A 12,382-nucleotide genomic window follows, 5' to 3' on the forward strand; every position below is an offset into this window, starting at 1 on the left:
CAAGCCCGGCAGCTTGGCACACGCCTCACAAAACGATACGTCCGCGCCCCTAATAAACTCAAGCCGTGCCTGTGCCTTGTTGTATCTCCTCCATTGGCCCGCGCGCCGCCCTGTGGCTGGCGCTGGCCCTGCTGCTGCCCGGCTGCGCCCTGCTGCCGAACGGCGATGCCGCCGCCACCGAGGCCTCGGCCACGCCGGCCGGCCCTGCCGACACCGGGCCGGCCGCACCCGGCGCGCCCGCCTTCGACATCCGCGTCGAATGCGCCGACCCGGCGCTGCGCCAGCTGGTCGAGCGCTTCAGCGACCTGCAGCGCTACCGCGGGGTGAGCGACCTGGACGCGTTCGAGCTGGAGCGCCTGATGGCGCTGGCCGGGCGCAACGCGCGCGAGCTGCTGGGCACCGAGGGCTACTTCGCGCCCGGCGTGCAGGTGCGCCGCGAGGGCGCCGCCGGCGGCCGGCCCACGGTGGTGGTCGCCATCGAGCCCGGCCCGGCCACCACCGTGCGGCAGGTGGACGTGGACTTCGCCGGCGACATCGCCCACGATGCGGACGCCGGCGCGCAGGCGCAGCGCGCCGCCATCACCGCCGGCTGGAGCCTGCCCGCCGGCCGGCGCTTCACGCAGCAGCGCTGGTCCGACGCCAAGACCGGCGCCCTGCGCCAACTCCTGGCCCAGCGCTACCCGCGCGGGCGCATCGCCGCCAGCCAGGCCGACGTCGACGCGCCCGCGGCGCAGGCGCGGCTGCGCGTGCAGCTCGACTCCGGCCCGCTGTTTCGCCTGGGCACGGCCCGGGTGCTGGGCGCCAGCCGCTATCCGCCCGAGCTGGCCGAGCGCCTGTCCTGGCTGCGGGCCGGCGACGCCTACGACCAGAAGGCGCTGGTCGACGCCCAGCAGCGCCTGGTGGAAAGCGGCTACTACGACGGCGCCTCGATCACCATCGACCCCGAGGGCGACGCAGCCGCCGCGCCCGTCACCTACACCGTGACCGAGGCCAAGCGCCACAAGCTGCAGCTGGGCGTGGGCTACAGCACCGACAGCGGCCCGCGCCTGTCGCTGGAGCACCGCGACAACACCACTTTCGGCACCAGCTGGCGCAGCGACACCACGCTGCAGCTCGACCGCAAGGCGCCGCTGCTGCAGCTGGAGCTGCATTCGCTGCCCGACGCCGACCACTGGCGCACCGCCCTGTTCGCACGCCACATGCGCCAGGACGACGGCGCGCTGGTCACCACCTCGCAGACCCTGCGCGCCGGCCGCCTGCAGAGCGGGCCGCGCTTCGACCGCAACGTCTACCTGCAGTACGAGCAGGCCAACGTCACCGGCGCGGCCAGCGTGGTCGCGCCCGACGCGCTGGTGGGCGACGGCGCCGCGCTCAGCCTCAACGCGGCCTGGACGGGGCGCTTCTTCGACTCGCCGACCCTGCCCACGCGCGGCCATGGCCTCAGCGGCGAGATCGGCGTCGGCGTCACCACCATGGGCGTGCGCAAGCCCTTCACGCGCCTGACCGGGCGCTGGCTGGACATCGTGCCGGTGGGCGCGGGCGGCAGCCGGCTGGCCCTGCGCGCCGAGGGCGGCGCCGTCATCGGCGCGCGCCAGGCGCGCCTGCCCGCCACGCAGCTGTTTCGCACCGGCGGCGACGCCACCGTGCGCGGCTACGCGTACCGCAGCATCGGCATTCCGCTGGGCGGCAACTGGGTCGGCCCCGGCCGCGTCATGGCGCTGGGCAGCGTGGAATGGCAGCGCCCCATCGCCCAGCAGCGCTGGCCCGGCCTGCTGGAGCACGTGCTGTTCGTCGACGTGGGCAGCGTGGCCAACCACGCCAGCGACCTGCGCGCCCACTGGGGCGTGGGCACCGGCCTGCGCCTGATCACGCCCGTCGGCCCGATGGAGCTGGATGTGGCCTATGGCCTGCAGTCGCACGCGTTTCGCCTGCACATGCGCGTGGGGTTCAACTTCTGATGGCTGCCGCCCCACCTCCATCCACCCCGACGGATACTCCTGATTCGATAGCTGGCCGCGCCCATTCAACGCCGGCCAACGGCCCATTCGACCCCAAAACCGCCACCCCCGTCCGCCACCGCCCCTGGCGCCGCGCCGCGCGCGCGGCGGCGCTGGGCACCGTGCTGGTGCTGGCCCTGCTGGCCGGCGCCGCCGGCTGGCTGTGGCACTGGGCCGGCAGCGAAGGCTCGCTGGCCAGCACGCTGCGCTGGGTGGGCGCGCGCTGGCCGCTGGCCAGCCAGCAGGTCAGCGGCTCGCTGCTGCACGGCGGCCACGCGGGGCAGCTGGTGTGGCAGCAGGACGGCCTGCGCGTGCAGATCGACGGCGCCACGCTGCGCTGGACGCCGGCCGCGCTGCTGCGGCGCACGCTGCACATCCAGCAGCTGGCCGCCACGCGCGTGCAGGTCGACGACCAGCGCCCGCCCAGCCCATCGGCCGGCGCGCCGCCGGCCACGCTCGGCCTGCCGCTGCGGCTGCGCATCGACGCCCTGCGGGTCGATGAACTGGCCTGGGCCGGCCCGCCCGCACTGACGGTGCGCGACCTGGCGGGCGCCTACGCCTTCGACGGCGCGCGGCACACGCTCGAGCTGAGCCGCGCGCGCTTTCAGGACGGCCGCTACCGGGCGCGCGCCACGCTGGCCGCCCAGGCCCCCATGGCGCTCGAGCTGGCGCTGGCCGGCGCGCTCGGCACCGAGGTTCCGGGCGGCGGCGCGCCTGCGGCGCTCAGCCTGCAGGCGCGCCTGCACGGCCCGCTGGCCGACCTGCAAGCCCAGGCCGTGGCGCTGGCCGCGGCCGACGCCGCCGCGCCGGCGCTGCCCGCCCTGCCCACCCCGGCACCGCGCTGGCCCTGCCCGCCGACGCCGACGGCGCGCAGGCGCAGCTGAGCGCCCGCATCACCCCTGGGCCGCCCAGCCCCTGCCCGAGGCCCGCGCGCGCCTGCAGGCCATCGACGCGCGCGCCTTCTGGCCCGGCGCGCCGCGCACGCAGCTGAGCGGCCAGGCCGAGCTGGCGCCGGTGGCGGGCGCGCCCGGCTGGCGCATCGACGCCGAGCTGCGCAACGCCGACGCCGGCCCCTGGGACCGCCAGCGCCTACCCGTCGAATCCCTGCAAGCCCAAGGCCAGTGGCAGGACGGCGCCGCCACCCTGGATCGCCTGCAGGCCCGCCTGGCCGGCGGCACGCTGCAGGCCAGCGGGCACTGGGCCAGCGCCGCCGATGCACGCTGGCAGATCGACGCGCGCGCCGCCGACATCGACCCCGCCCGCCTGCACGGCCAGCTGGCGGCCGCGCCCCTCGGCGGCACGGCGCAGGTGCAGGGCCAGGGCGCGGCGCTGGACTTCACGCTGGCCCTGCAGGCCCGCCCGGCCCCCGCCGCCGCCACCACGTCCGGCAGCGGCCTGCGCGCCCTGGACCTGCGCGCTGCCCACGCGCGCGGCCGCTGGGCCGAAGGCTGGCTCACGCTGCAGCAGCTGGACGTGCGCGCAGGCAGCGCGCAACTGGCCGGCCAGGCGCGCCTGCATCTGGCCGATCCTCACGCCCCCGGCGGCAGCGCCGACCTCACCCTGGACGCCCCCGGCCTGCAGGCCCGCGTGCAGGGCGAGCTGGACGCCACGCGCGGCCAGGGCCAGGCACGGCTGGACGTCAGCGACGCCGCGCGCACCCTGGCCTGGGCACAAACCCTGCCCGGCGCCGCCCCGCCGCTGGCCGGCCTGCAGGCCCAGGGCAGCGCCACGCTGCAGGCGCGCTGGCGCGGCGGCTGGCAAGACCCCGAGCTGCACGCCCGCCTGAGCGCCCCCAGCCTGCAGGCCCAGCGCGCGCAGGACGCGGCGCCCTGGCAGCTGCAGGGCGCCGAACTCACGCTCGACGGCCGGCTGGCCCAGGCCCAGGCGGCCCTGCGCGGCGCGCTGCACCAGGGCCCGCGCCAGCTCGAGCTGCAGGCCGCGGCCGAGCTGGCCCGCACCACGCCCAAGGCCACGCTGGCCGCGTCCGGCTGGCGCGTGCAGGTGCGGCAGCTGCAGGCCCAGGTGCGCGACCCGGCGCTGGGCGCCGGCGCGTGGCGGCTGGCCAGCCCCAGGCCTTCACGCTGCAGGGCGTGGCGGCGGCGCGCGGGCCGCTGCAGCTGTCGGCCGGCGCGCTCACGCTGACGTCGCCCGCCCCCGCCCGGCAGGCCCGGCTGGACTGGGGCCCGCTGCGCTGGCAGGGCGGCGCGCTCGCCAGCACCGGGCGCCTGACCGGCCTGCCGCTGCAGTGGGCCGAGCGCCTGGCCGGCGTGAACCTGGCCGACAGCGGCATCGAGGGCGACCTGCTGTTCGACGGCCAGTGGGACCTGAGCTGGAACGACCGGTTGCGCCTGCGCGCCGAGCTGGCCCGCGCCAGCGGCGACCTGACCCTGGTGGCGCGCGACAGCGACACGGGCCTGGCCGCCCGCGTGCCCGCCAGCCTGCGCCAGGCGCGCCTGCAACTGACCAGCGACGGCCCGGCCGTCACGGCACGCCTGGACTGGGACAGCGCCGAGGCCGGCCAGGCGCAGGGCGAGCTGCGCACCCAGCTGTCGGCCACGCCCGACGGCCAGGGCGGCACGCGCTGGAGCTGGCCTGCCGGCGCGCCGCTCAGCGGCCAGCTGCAGGCGCGGCTGCCGCGCATCGCCGCCTGGTCGGCGCTGGCCCTGCCTGGCTGGCGCCTGCGCGGCGCGCTGGCGGCCGACGTGCGCGTGGCCGGCACGCGCGGGCAGCCGCAGGTCGCCGGCACGCTCAGCGCCGACGACCTGGCGCTGCGCTCGGTGGTCGACGGCTTCGCCCTGGGGCGCGGGCGCCTGCGCGCGCGGCTGGACGGCACGCAGCTGGTGATCGACGAGCTGCTGCTGCACGGCCCCGGCACCGGCGACAAGGACGACGCCGGCGGCACGCTGCGCGCCACCGGCCAAGCCGGCTGGCAGGACGGGCGCGCCCAGGCCCGGCTGGACGCGACGCTGACGCGCCTGCACGCCAGCGTGCGGGCCGACCGCGACATCACCGTGTCGGGCCAGGTGCAGGCCGCGCTGGCGGGCCGCCAGGTCACGGTGGGCGGCGGCCTGCGCGTGGACCGCGGCCGCATCGAGCTGCCCGACGACAGCGCCCCCAGCCTGGGCAGCGACGTGGTGGTGCACCGCGCCAGGCCGGCGGCCAGCACCCCGGCCACGCCCGCGCCGCCCAGCTCGCCGTTGGTCGTCGACGCCAAGGTGCAGCTCGACCTGGGCGAGGACCTGCGCGTGCGCGGCCGGGGCCTGGACACGCGCCTGGCCGGCACGCTGCAGCTCAGCGCGCAAGGCCCCATCGGCACGCCGCCGCAGCTGGCCGGCACCCTCCGCACCGAGGGCGGGCGCTTTCACGCCTACAGCCAGAACCTGGACATCGCGCGCGGCGCCATCACCTTCACCGGCGCGGTGGACAACCCCGGCCTGGACATCGTCGCCCTGCGCCCCATCTTCACCGCCGACCAGCGCGTGGGCGTGCAGGTGGCCGGCAGCGCGCTGCTGCCGCGCGTGCGCCTGTACTCCGACCCGGCCCTGCCCGACAACCAGGCGCTGGCCTGGCTGCTGCTGGGCCACGCCGCGCCCGCCACCGGCGCCGAGTCGGCCATGCTGCAGTCGGCCGCGCTGGCGCTGCTGGGCGGACGCGAGGGGCGCGGGCTGGCCGCCAGCTTCGGCCTGGACGAGCTGAGCTTTTCGCGCGGCAGCGACAGCGGTGACAACGGCGCCGTCGGCGGCGCCAGCGTGACGCTGGGCAAGCGCCTGTCCGACCGCCTGTACGCCGCCTACCAGCACAGCCTGGCCGGCACCAGCGGCGCGCTGCTGATCTTCTACGAGCTGTCGCGCCGCTGGAGCCTGCGCGCGCAGGCCGGCGAAAACGCCGCGCTGGATTTGATCTACCGGCTGTCCTTCGATTGACCCGGTTTTTCATCTTTCAAACCCAATCACACTCCAGCCGGCACCAACAATGCCCAAGCAGCTACAAAAACAGAAGTAACCGGCCCCGGCCCCCGCGCACCGCCGCCGATACAATCACCCCCACCCCGCCGCCGTAGTTCAATGGATAGAACGGGCGCCTCCTAAGCGCCAGATGCAGGTTCGATTCCTGCCGGGGGCGCCACCCACGCTGCCCACCCCACGCACGTGCCCGCCTACTCCTTCGAAGCCCTGCAAGCCGACGGCCAGACCCGCAAGGGCGTGATCGAGGCCGACACGGCGCGGCTGGCGCGCGCGCTGCTGCGCGGGCAGGCGCTGGTGCCGCTGGCGGTGGAGCCGGTGACGGGCCGCGCCGACAGCCTGCTGAGCCGGCCGATCGCCGGCGGGCGGGCCTTCGGCGGCACGCAGCTGGCCATCTTCACGCGCCAGCTCGCGGGCCTGGTCGGCTCGGGCCTGCCGCTGGAGCGCGCGCTGTCGGCGCTGGCCGACGAGGCCGAGGACGACAAGCAGCGCAACCTGATCGCCGGCCTGCGCGCCGAAGTCAACGCCGGCGCCCCGCTGGCGCGCGCCATGGCGCAGCAGCCGCGCGAGTTCTCGCCGGTCTACACGGCCGTCATCGCCGCCGGCGAGCAGGGCGGCCACCTGGGCGCCGTGCTGGAGCGCCTGGCCGACGACCTGGAAGAGCGCCAGGCGCTCAAGGCCAAGCTGATCGGCGCCGCGCTGTACCCGGCCATCGTCACGCTGGTGGCCATCGTCATCGTGGTGTTCCTGGTCAGCTACGTGGTGCCGCAGGTGGCCACCGTGTTTGCCGGCACCCAGCACGCGCTGCCGACGCTGACGGTGGCCATGCTGGCCATCAGCGCCTTCGTGCGCCACTGGGGCTGGTGGCTGCTGGGTGCCATCGTTTTGATAGCTGCCGGCGCAAGATGGGCGCTGACGATCGACTCTTTTCGCCAGAAATTCGACGCCGCCTGGCTGCGCCTGCCGCTGGTCGGGCGCCTGGCGCGCGGCTACAACGCGGCGCGCTTCGGCAGCACCCTGGCCATGCTGGCGGGCGCCGGCGTGCCCATCCTGCGCGCGCTGCAGGCCGCCAGCCAGACGCTGAACAACACCGCAATGCGCGCCGACGCGGAAGACGCGCTGGTGATGGTGCGCGAAGGCGCGCCGCTGGCCGCGGCGCTGGCGCAGAAAAAGCGCTTTCCGGGCCTCTTGTCCATGTTCGCGCGCCTGGGCGAGCAGACCGGCCAGCTGCCGCTGATGCTGCAGCGCGCCGCCGTGCAGCTGTCCGCCGAGGTGCAGCGCCGTGCCATGCAGCTGGCCACCATCCTGGAGCCGCTGCTGATCGTCGTCATGGGCGTGGTCGTGATGCTGATCGTGCTGGCGGTGATGCTGCCCATCATCCAGCTCAACCAGTGGGTCAAGTAGCCTTGCGGGCTTGAATGTAGTAACATTGCTACATTCGGTTTGATCAAGGAGCCTGCCATGCAAACTCTCACCTCGCGCGAATTCAACCAGGACACGGCCCGCGCCAAGCGCGCGGCCAACGACGGGCCGGTGTTCATCACCGACCGCGGCCGGCGCGCCTACGTGCTGATCAGCAACGCCGAGTACGAGCGCCTGACACGCAAGCCGCGCTCGATCGCGGAGGCGCTGGCGATGCCGGGGGTGGAAGACATCGAGTTCGAGCCGCCGCGCATGGGCGATTTCGCGCGTCCCGCCGAGTTCGATTGAGCCCATGTTTCTGCTCGACACCAACGCCGTCTCGGACTTGCGCCGGCCCGACCGGGCGCCTGCCGGCTTGCTGCAATGGTCGCGCGCTACGCCGCCTCACCAGCAGTTCATCTCATGCATCACCGTGTTCGAGCTGGAGTTGGGCATCCGCCAGAAAGAGCGACGCGACCACGAGCAAGGCCGCTTGCTGCGCCAATGGCTGCAGGCCCAGGTGCTGCCCACGTTCGACGGGCGCATTCTCGACATCGACACCGCCGTGGCGCACCGCTGCGCCGCAATGCACGTTCCCAATCCGGCGCCCGAGCGCGACGCCTGGATTGCCGCCACCGCCCTGGTCCACGGCCTGACCGTGGTCAGCCGCAACACGCGCGACTTCGGCGCCTGCGGCGTCCAGGTGCTCAATCCATGGGAAGCGCCGGCGTGACCTACCCCGACAGCGATTGTTTTTGACATGCCCGCCACCCTCGACGACAAGCTCGTGGTCGCGATCTCCTCGCGCGCCCTGTTCGACCTGGAGGAAGAAAACCAGGTCTTCGACAGCGGCGACGCGCAGGCCTACATGCGCCTGCAGCTGGAGCGCCTGGACGTGCCGGCGCGCCCCGGCGTCGCGCACTCCATGGTGCGCAAGCTGCTGCGCTTCAACGAGGACGGCGTCGAGCGCGTGGAGGTCGTCATCCTCTCGCGCAACGACCCGGTCTCGGGCATGCGCATCTTCAATTCGGGCGCGGCGCAGGCGCTGCGGCTCGAGCGCGGCGTGTTCACCCAGGGCCGAGCGCCCTTCGGCTACCTGCGCCCGCTGCACGCCGACATCTTTCTGTCGGCCAACGCGCACGACGTGCACGAGGCCCTGGCCGCCGGCTTTCCGGCCGCGCACGTGATGGTGGACGCGCGCCCGGCCGGCAACAGCTACCCCGACGAGCTGCGCATCGCCTTCGACGGCGACGCCGTGCTGTTCTCCGACGAAGCCGAGCAGGTGTTTCAAAAGAAGGGCCTGGCCGCCTTCCAGCAACACGAAAAGCGCAAGGCCGACGAGCCCTTGCCCGCCGGCCCCTTCAAGCCCTTCCTCGAAGCCCTGCACCGCCTGCAGCAGGACGGCCCGCCGGGCCTGCGCATCCGCACCGCGTTGGTCACCGCGCGCGGCGCGCCGGCGCACCGCCGCGCCATCCAGACGCTGATGCGCTGGAACATCCGCGTGGACGAGGCGATGTTCCTGGGCGGCCTGCCCAAGGGCGAGTTCCTGCGTGAGTTCGAGCCCGACTTCTTCTTCGACGACCAGAGCGGCCACATCCAGCAGGCCGCCAGCTTCGTGCCCGCCGGCCACGTGGCGGCGGGCGTTACAAATGCGCCCGCGCCCAAGGCAACCCGCCGGCCGCGCCTGCGTTCCAATCGCGCATGACCTGGATGTTTCGCCTTCGCGCCGCCGCGGCGCTGCTCACCGGCGCGCTCGCGGGCGCCGCCGCGCTGGCCCAATCCGCACCCAACGCGCCCAGCGCACCCGCCGCGCCGCCGGCCACGGCCGCCAGGACGCCCAGCAGGGGCGAGGCGCAGGCGCTGCAGCTGTTCAACATGCTCGACGCCGACGGCGATGGCCGCATCTCGCGCGCCGAGGCCCAGGTGGCCATCCGCATCAAGCCCTCGCTGGCCGAGCTGTTCGAGCGCACCGACACCAACCACGACGGCTACCTGACGCAGGACGAGATCCGCGCCGAGGCCGCCCGCCAGCGCGCCGAGCGCCAGGCCCGCCGCCAGCGCGAGGCCACCGCGGCCGGCACCATGTCGCGCCCGTAAAGTTTGTAAAGCCGGTCGGCGCGGCAGCGGCCGCACCCGTTGGCAAGATCACACTGGAGCGCCATCGTCCGGCGCGCCCAGCGAAGTCAAGGCCATGCCAAACACCCCCCGTCTGCTGTCACGCCGCCACGCGCTGCGCCTGGCCGCCTGGGGCGCCGCCGCCGTGGCGGCGCCCTGGGCGCGCGCCAGCAACCCGCCCGCCGACACCACCGCCAATACCTGGCGCGCGCTCTCGCGCCTGGGCTACGGCCCCACGCCCGCGCTGATCGCGCAGGTGCGGCAGGCCGGCGGCGCGCAGGCCTGGGCGCTGGCCGCCATCGACGCCGCCCTGGCCGCCAGCCAGGCGCCCATCCAGCTCGGCGGCCTGCCGGGCGACTTCGACGCCCCGCTGCCCGAAATCTTCGAGCGCACGGCCGAGGGGCGCAAGGCCCGGCGCGAACAGCGCGAGGCCAGGGACAGCGCCATGGCGCAGCCGGGCACGCCCGCGCCCACGATGGCCGCCCCCGCCGCACCGCCCGCGCCCTCCGCCCTGCGGGCCAGCGAGCCCGCCCGCTACATCGCCGCCGTGGCGCGCCAGTCCGCCGCCTGGAAGCTGCTGGCCGCCAGCCGCCCCGACCTGGAGCACCCCCTGCTGGCGCGCATGAGCGAGTTCTGGTTCAACCACCTCAACGTCTCCGTCGACAAGGGCACGGTGCGCACCTTTGCCGGCCACTACCAGGCGCAGGCCATCCGCGGCCACGCGCTGGGCCGCTTCGAGCACCTGCTGCTGGCCAGCGCGCGCCACCCCGCCATGCTGTACTACCTGGACCAGGTGCAAAGCGTGGCCGAGGGCACCGTGCAGGGCCAGCAGCGCCGCGGCCTGAACGAGAACTACGCCCGCGAGCTGATGGAGCTGCACACCCTGGGCGTGAACGGCGGCTACACCCAGGGCGACGTGCGCGAGCTGGCCCGCGTGCTCACCGGCTGGACGGTGGGCCCGCGCCAGCCCGATGGCTTTCGCTTTGCCGCGCGCGGGCACGACACGGGCGTCAAGACCGTGCTGGGCCGCCGCTTCGGCGGCAGCCCGGACGCCCGCGCCGGCGAGGCCGAGGGCGTGGCCGCCCTGCGCATGCTGGCCACCCACCCCGCCACCGCGCGCCGCATCGCGCTGCGCCTGGCGCAGTGGTTCGTGGCCGACGAGCCGCCGCCCGCGCTGGTCGACGCGCTGGCGCGCAGCTTCGCCGCCAGCGGCGGCGACACCCGCGCCGTGCTGCGCACCCTGGTGCGGCACGACGCCTTCTGGGACCCGGCCCACACCCTGTTCAAAACCCCTTACGACTACGCCAGCTCGGCCCTGGCCGCCACCGGCGGCCCGCAGGACGAGCGCGAGATCAACCAGGCCCTGGGCCTGCTGCAGAACGCCGGCCAGGGCGTGCTGCGCTGGCCCACGCCCGACGGCTACAAGACCGACCGCGCCACCTGGCTGGCGCCCGAGGCGCTGACCCTGCGCACCGACTACGCGCTGGCGCTGGCGCGGCGCCAGCCGGCGCTGGATTTTCTGGACGCCTTCATGCAGCCGGCCACGCTGCGCCAGATCGACGCCCAGCCGCCCGCCTTGCGCGCCGGCCTGCTGCTGGCCAGCCGCGAATTCATGTCGAAATAGCCTGTCGCCAGCGCCAATTATGCGCAGCAAGCTATTCATTCAGGAGCAATCCATGAGCACCGCCTTCTCCCGCCGCCGGTGGCTGGCCAGCGCTGCCACGCTGGCGCTCAGCCCGCGCGCCTTCGCCCAGGCCGCGCCCGCCGCGCGCGGCGAAGGCCGCCTCGTCGTCGTGTTCCTGCGCGGCGCGGTCGACGGCCTGTCGCTGTTCGTGCCCTGGTCCGACCCCGACTACCCCCGCCTGCGCCCCGGCATCGCCCTGCCCGCGCCCGACGGCAGCGCGCAGGCCGCGCTCAGGCTGGACGACACGTTCGCGCTGCACCCCGCGCTGGCCGAGCTGCTGCCGCTGTGGCGGCAGGGCCGGCTGGCCGTCATCCCCGCCGCCGGCTCGCCCGACCCGACGCGCTCGCACTTCGACGCCCAGTACTACTGGGAAACCGCGCGCCTGGGCCGCAGCGGCGACGCGCCCGGCTGGCTCAACCGCCTGGCCAGCCTGGGCGGCAGCGCCGGCGTGGTGCAGGCGCTGGGCGTGGGCGAGTCCAACCCGCGCATCCTGGACGGCCGCGCACCCGTCAAGCTGGTGGCCCACGGCAAGGCCGCCCGGCGCCCCGGCGCCTTGCAGAACACCCAGGCGCGCGAGGCGCTGATGGCCCTGTACGGCGGGCAGGACAGCCTCTCCAAGGCCTTTCGCCAGGGCGCCGACAGCCGCCTGCGCACCGCGCAGGACCTCACGCGCGAGATGCAGGCCGCCGACAACGGCGCCGCCCCGCCCGCCCTGCTGGTGCAGGACGCGCGCAACCTGGGCACCCTGATGCGGCAGGAGCGCCGCCTGCGCATCGGCTTTCTGTCGGCCGGCGGCTGGGACACCCACGCCAACCAGGGCGCCGCCACCGGCCAGCTGGCCGGCAGGCTGGGCAACCTGGGCGCGGCGCTGGCGCAGCTGTCGCGCGACTTCGACCAGCCCGGCGACGTGGTCGTGGTGGCCAGCGAATTCGGCCGCACCGCGCAGGAGAACGGCACCCGCGGCACCGACCACGGCCACGGCAACGCCATGTGGCTGATCGGCCCGGGCGTGGCCGGCGGCCGCTGGTGGGGCGAGTGGAGCGGCCTGGCCGCGGCCAACCTGCACGAGCAGCGCGACGTGCCGGTGCACCACGACTTCCGCGCCGTGCTGGCGCAGCTGCTGCGCCCCACCTTCGGCCTGACCGATGCGCAGATGGCCGACGTGCTGCCCGACACGCGCTGGGACGCGCGGCTGGACGGCCTGCTGCAGCTGGCTTAAGGCG

At 75.1% G+C, this 12,382-nt stretch carries 11 protein-coding genes and 1 tRNA gene; all 12 read left to right on the top strand.

Features of this window, described 5'->3' with window-relative positions; genetic code table 11:
• Positions 1-65 precede the first annotated feature (65 nt).
• The 12 genes from H6927_17555 (at position 66) to H6927_17610 (ending at position 12,378) form a co-directional block, all read left to right on the top strand.
• A complete protein-coding gene (locus H6927_17555; GenBank protein MCP5219891.1) occupies positions 66-1,958 on the top strand; it encodes a BamA/TamA family outer membrane protein in 1,893 nt (630 codons plus the stop codon).
• On the top strand, positions 1,958-2,881 hold the full coding sequence (locus H6927_17560) for a hypothetical protein (protein MCP5219892.1): 924 nt from the start codon (positions 1,958-1,960) through the stop codon (positions 2,879-2,881). Before H6927_17555 ends, H6927_17560 begins: the two co-directional genes overlap by 1 nt.
• Before the next feature lie 130 nt (positions 2,882-3,011).
• Positions 3,012-4,139 (top strand): hypothetical protein, encoded by a 1,128-nt coding sequence (locus H6927_17565; protein MCP5219893.1) that lies wholly within the window; start codon positions 3,012-3,014, stop codon positions 4,137-4,139.
• Complete coding sequence (locus H6927_17570) at positions 4,049-5,920, top strand: translocation/assembly module TamB domain-containing protein (protein MCP5219894.1); 1,872 nt, start codon at positions 4,049-4,051, stop codon at positions 5,918-5,920. Before H6927_17565 ends, H6927_17570 begins: the two co-directional genes overlap by 91 nt.
• 127 nt (positions 5,921-6,047) lie before the next feature.
• Positions 6,048-6,122 (top strand) — tRNA-Arg (locus H6927_17575).
• A 23-nt stretch (positions 6,123-6,145) separates the two neighbouring features.
• A complete protein-coding gene (gene gspF, locus H6927_17580) occupies positions 6,146-7,363 on the top strand; it encodes a type II secretion system inner membrane protein GspF (protein MCP5219895.1) in 1,218 nt (405 codons plus the stop codon).
• A 57-nt stretch (positions 7,364-7,420) separates the two neighbouring features.
• Positions 7,421-7,669 (top strand): type II toxin-antitoxin system Phd/YefM family antitoxin, encoded by a 249-nt coding sequence (locus H6927_17585; protein ID MCP5219896.1) that lies wholly within the window; start codon positions 7,421-7,423, stop codon positions 7,667-7,669.
• Between the two features lie 4 nt (positions 7,670-7,673).
• Positions 7,674-8,093 carry a type II toxin-antitoxin system VapC family toxin gene (locus H6927_17590; GenBank protein ID MCP5219897.1) on the top strand — a complete coding sequence of 140 codons (420 nt, stop codon included), beginning with the start codon at positions 7,674-7,676 and terminating at the stop codon, positions 8,091-8,093.
• A 27-nt stretch (positions 8,094-8,120) separates the two neighbouring features.
• Positions 8,121-9,065 (top strand): 5'-nucleotidase, encoded by a 945-nt coding sequence (locus H6927_17595; protein ID MCP5219898.1) that lies wholly within the window; start codon positions 8,121-8,123, stop codon positions 9,063-9,065.
• Positions 9,066-9,070: 5 nt separating this feature from the next.
• Positions 9,071-9,457: an EF-hand domain-containing protein gene (locus H6927_17600; protein ID MCP5219899.1), complete on the top strand. Its 387-nt coding sequence runs from the start codon at positions 9,071-9,073 to the stop codon at positions 9,455-9,457.
• A gap of 94 nt (positions 9,458-9,551) precedes the next feature.
• Entirely contained in the window at positions 9,552-11,099 is a 1,548-nt protein-coding gene (locus tag H6927_17605) for a DUF1800 domain-containing protein (protein MCP5219900.1), read from the top strand.
• Between the two features lie 52 nt (positions 11,100-11,151).
• The gene (locus H6927_17610; GenBank protein MCP5219901.1) at positions 11,152-12,378 is read left to right on the top strand and encodes a DUF1501 domain-containing protein; all 1,227 of its coding nucleotides are present in this window, start codon (positions 11,152-11,154) and stop codon (positions 12,376-12,378) included.
• The last annotated feature ends 4 nt before the right edge of the window (positions 12,379-12,382 follow it).

Source organism: Burkholderiaceae bacterium (assembly GCA_024235995.1).
GTDB lineage: Bacteria > Pseudomonadota > Gammaproteobacteria > Burkholderiales > Burkholderiaceae_C > Ottowia.

What these genes read in the sequence shown, in the direction of transcription:
- H6927_17560 (MCP5219892.1), top strand. Translation starts at nt 1,958, where the DNA reads ATGGCTGCCGCCCCACCTCCATCCACCCCGACGGATACTCCTGATTCG.
- H6927_17585 (MCP5219896.1), top strand. Translation starts at nt 7,421, where the DNA reads ATGCAAACTCTCACCTCGCGCGAATTCAACCAGGACACGGCCCGCGCC.
- H6927_17590 (MCP5219897.1), top strand. Translation starts at nt 7,674, where the DNA reads ATGTTTCTGCTCGACACCAACGCCGTCTCGGACTTGCGCCGGCCCGAC.
- H6927_17595 (MCP5219898.1), top strand. Translation starts at nt 8,121, where the DNA reads ATGCCCGCCACCCTCGACGACAAGCTCGTGGTCGCGATCTCCTCGCGC.
- H6927_17600 (MCP5219899.1), top strand. Translation starts at nt 9,071, where the DNA reads ATGTTTCGCCTTCGCGCCGCCGCGGCGCTGCTCACCGGCGCGCTCGCG.
- H6927_17605 (MCP5219900.1), top strand. Translation starts at nt 9,552, where the DNA reads ATGCCAAACACCCCCCGTCTGCTGTCACGCCGCCACGCGCTGCGCCTG.
- H6927_17610 (MCP5219901.1), top strand. Translation starts at nt 11,152, where the DNA reads ATGAGCACCGCCTTCTCCCGCCGCCGGTGGCTGGCCAGCGCTGCCACG.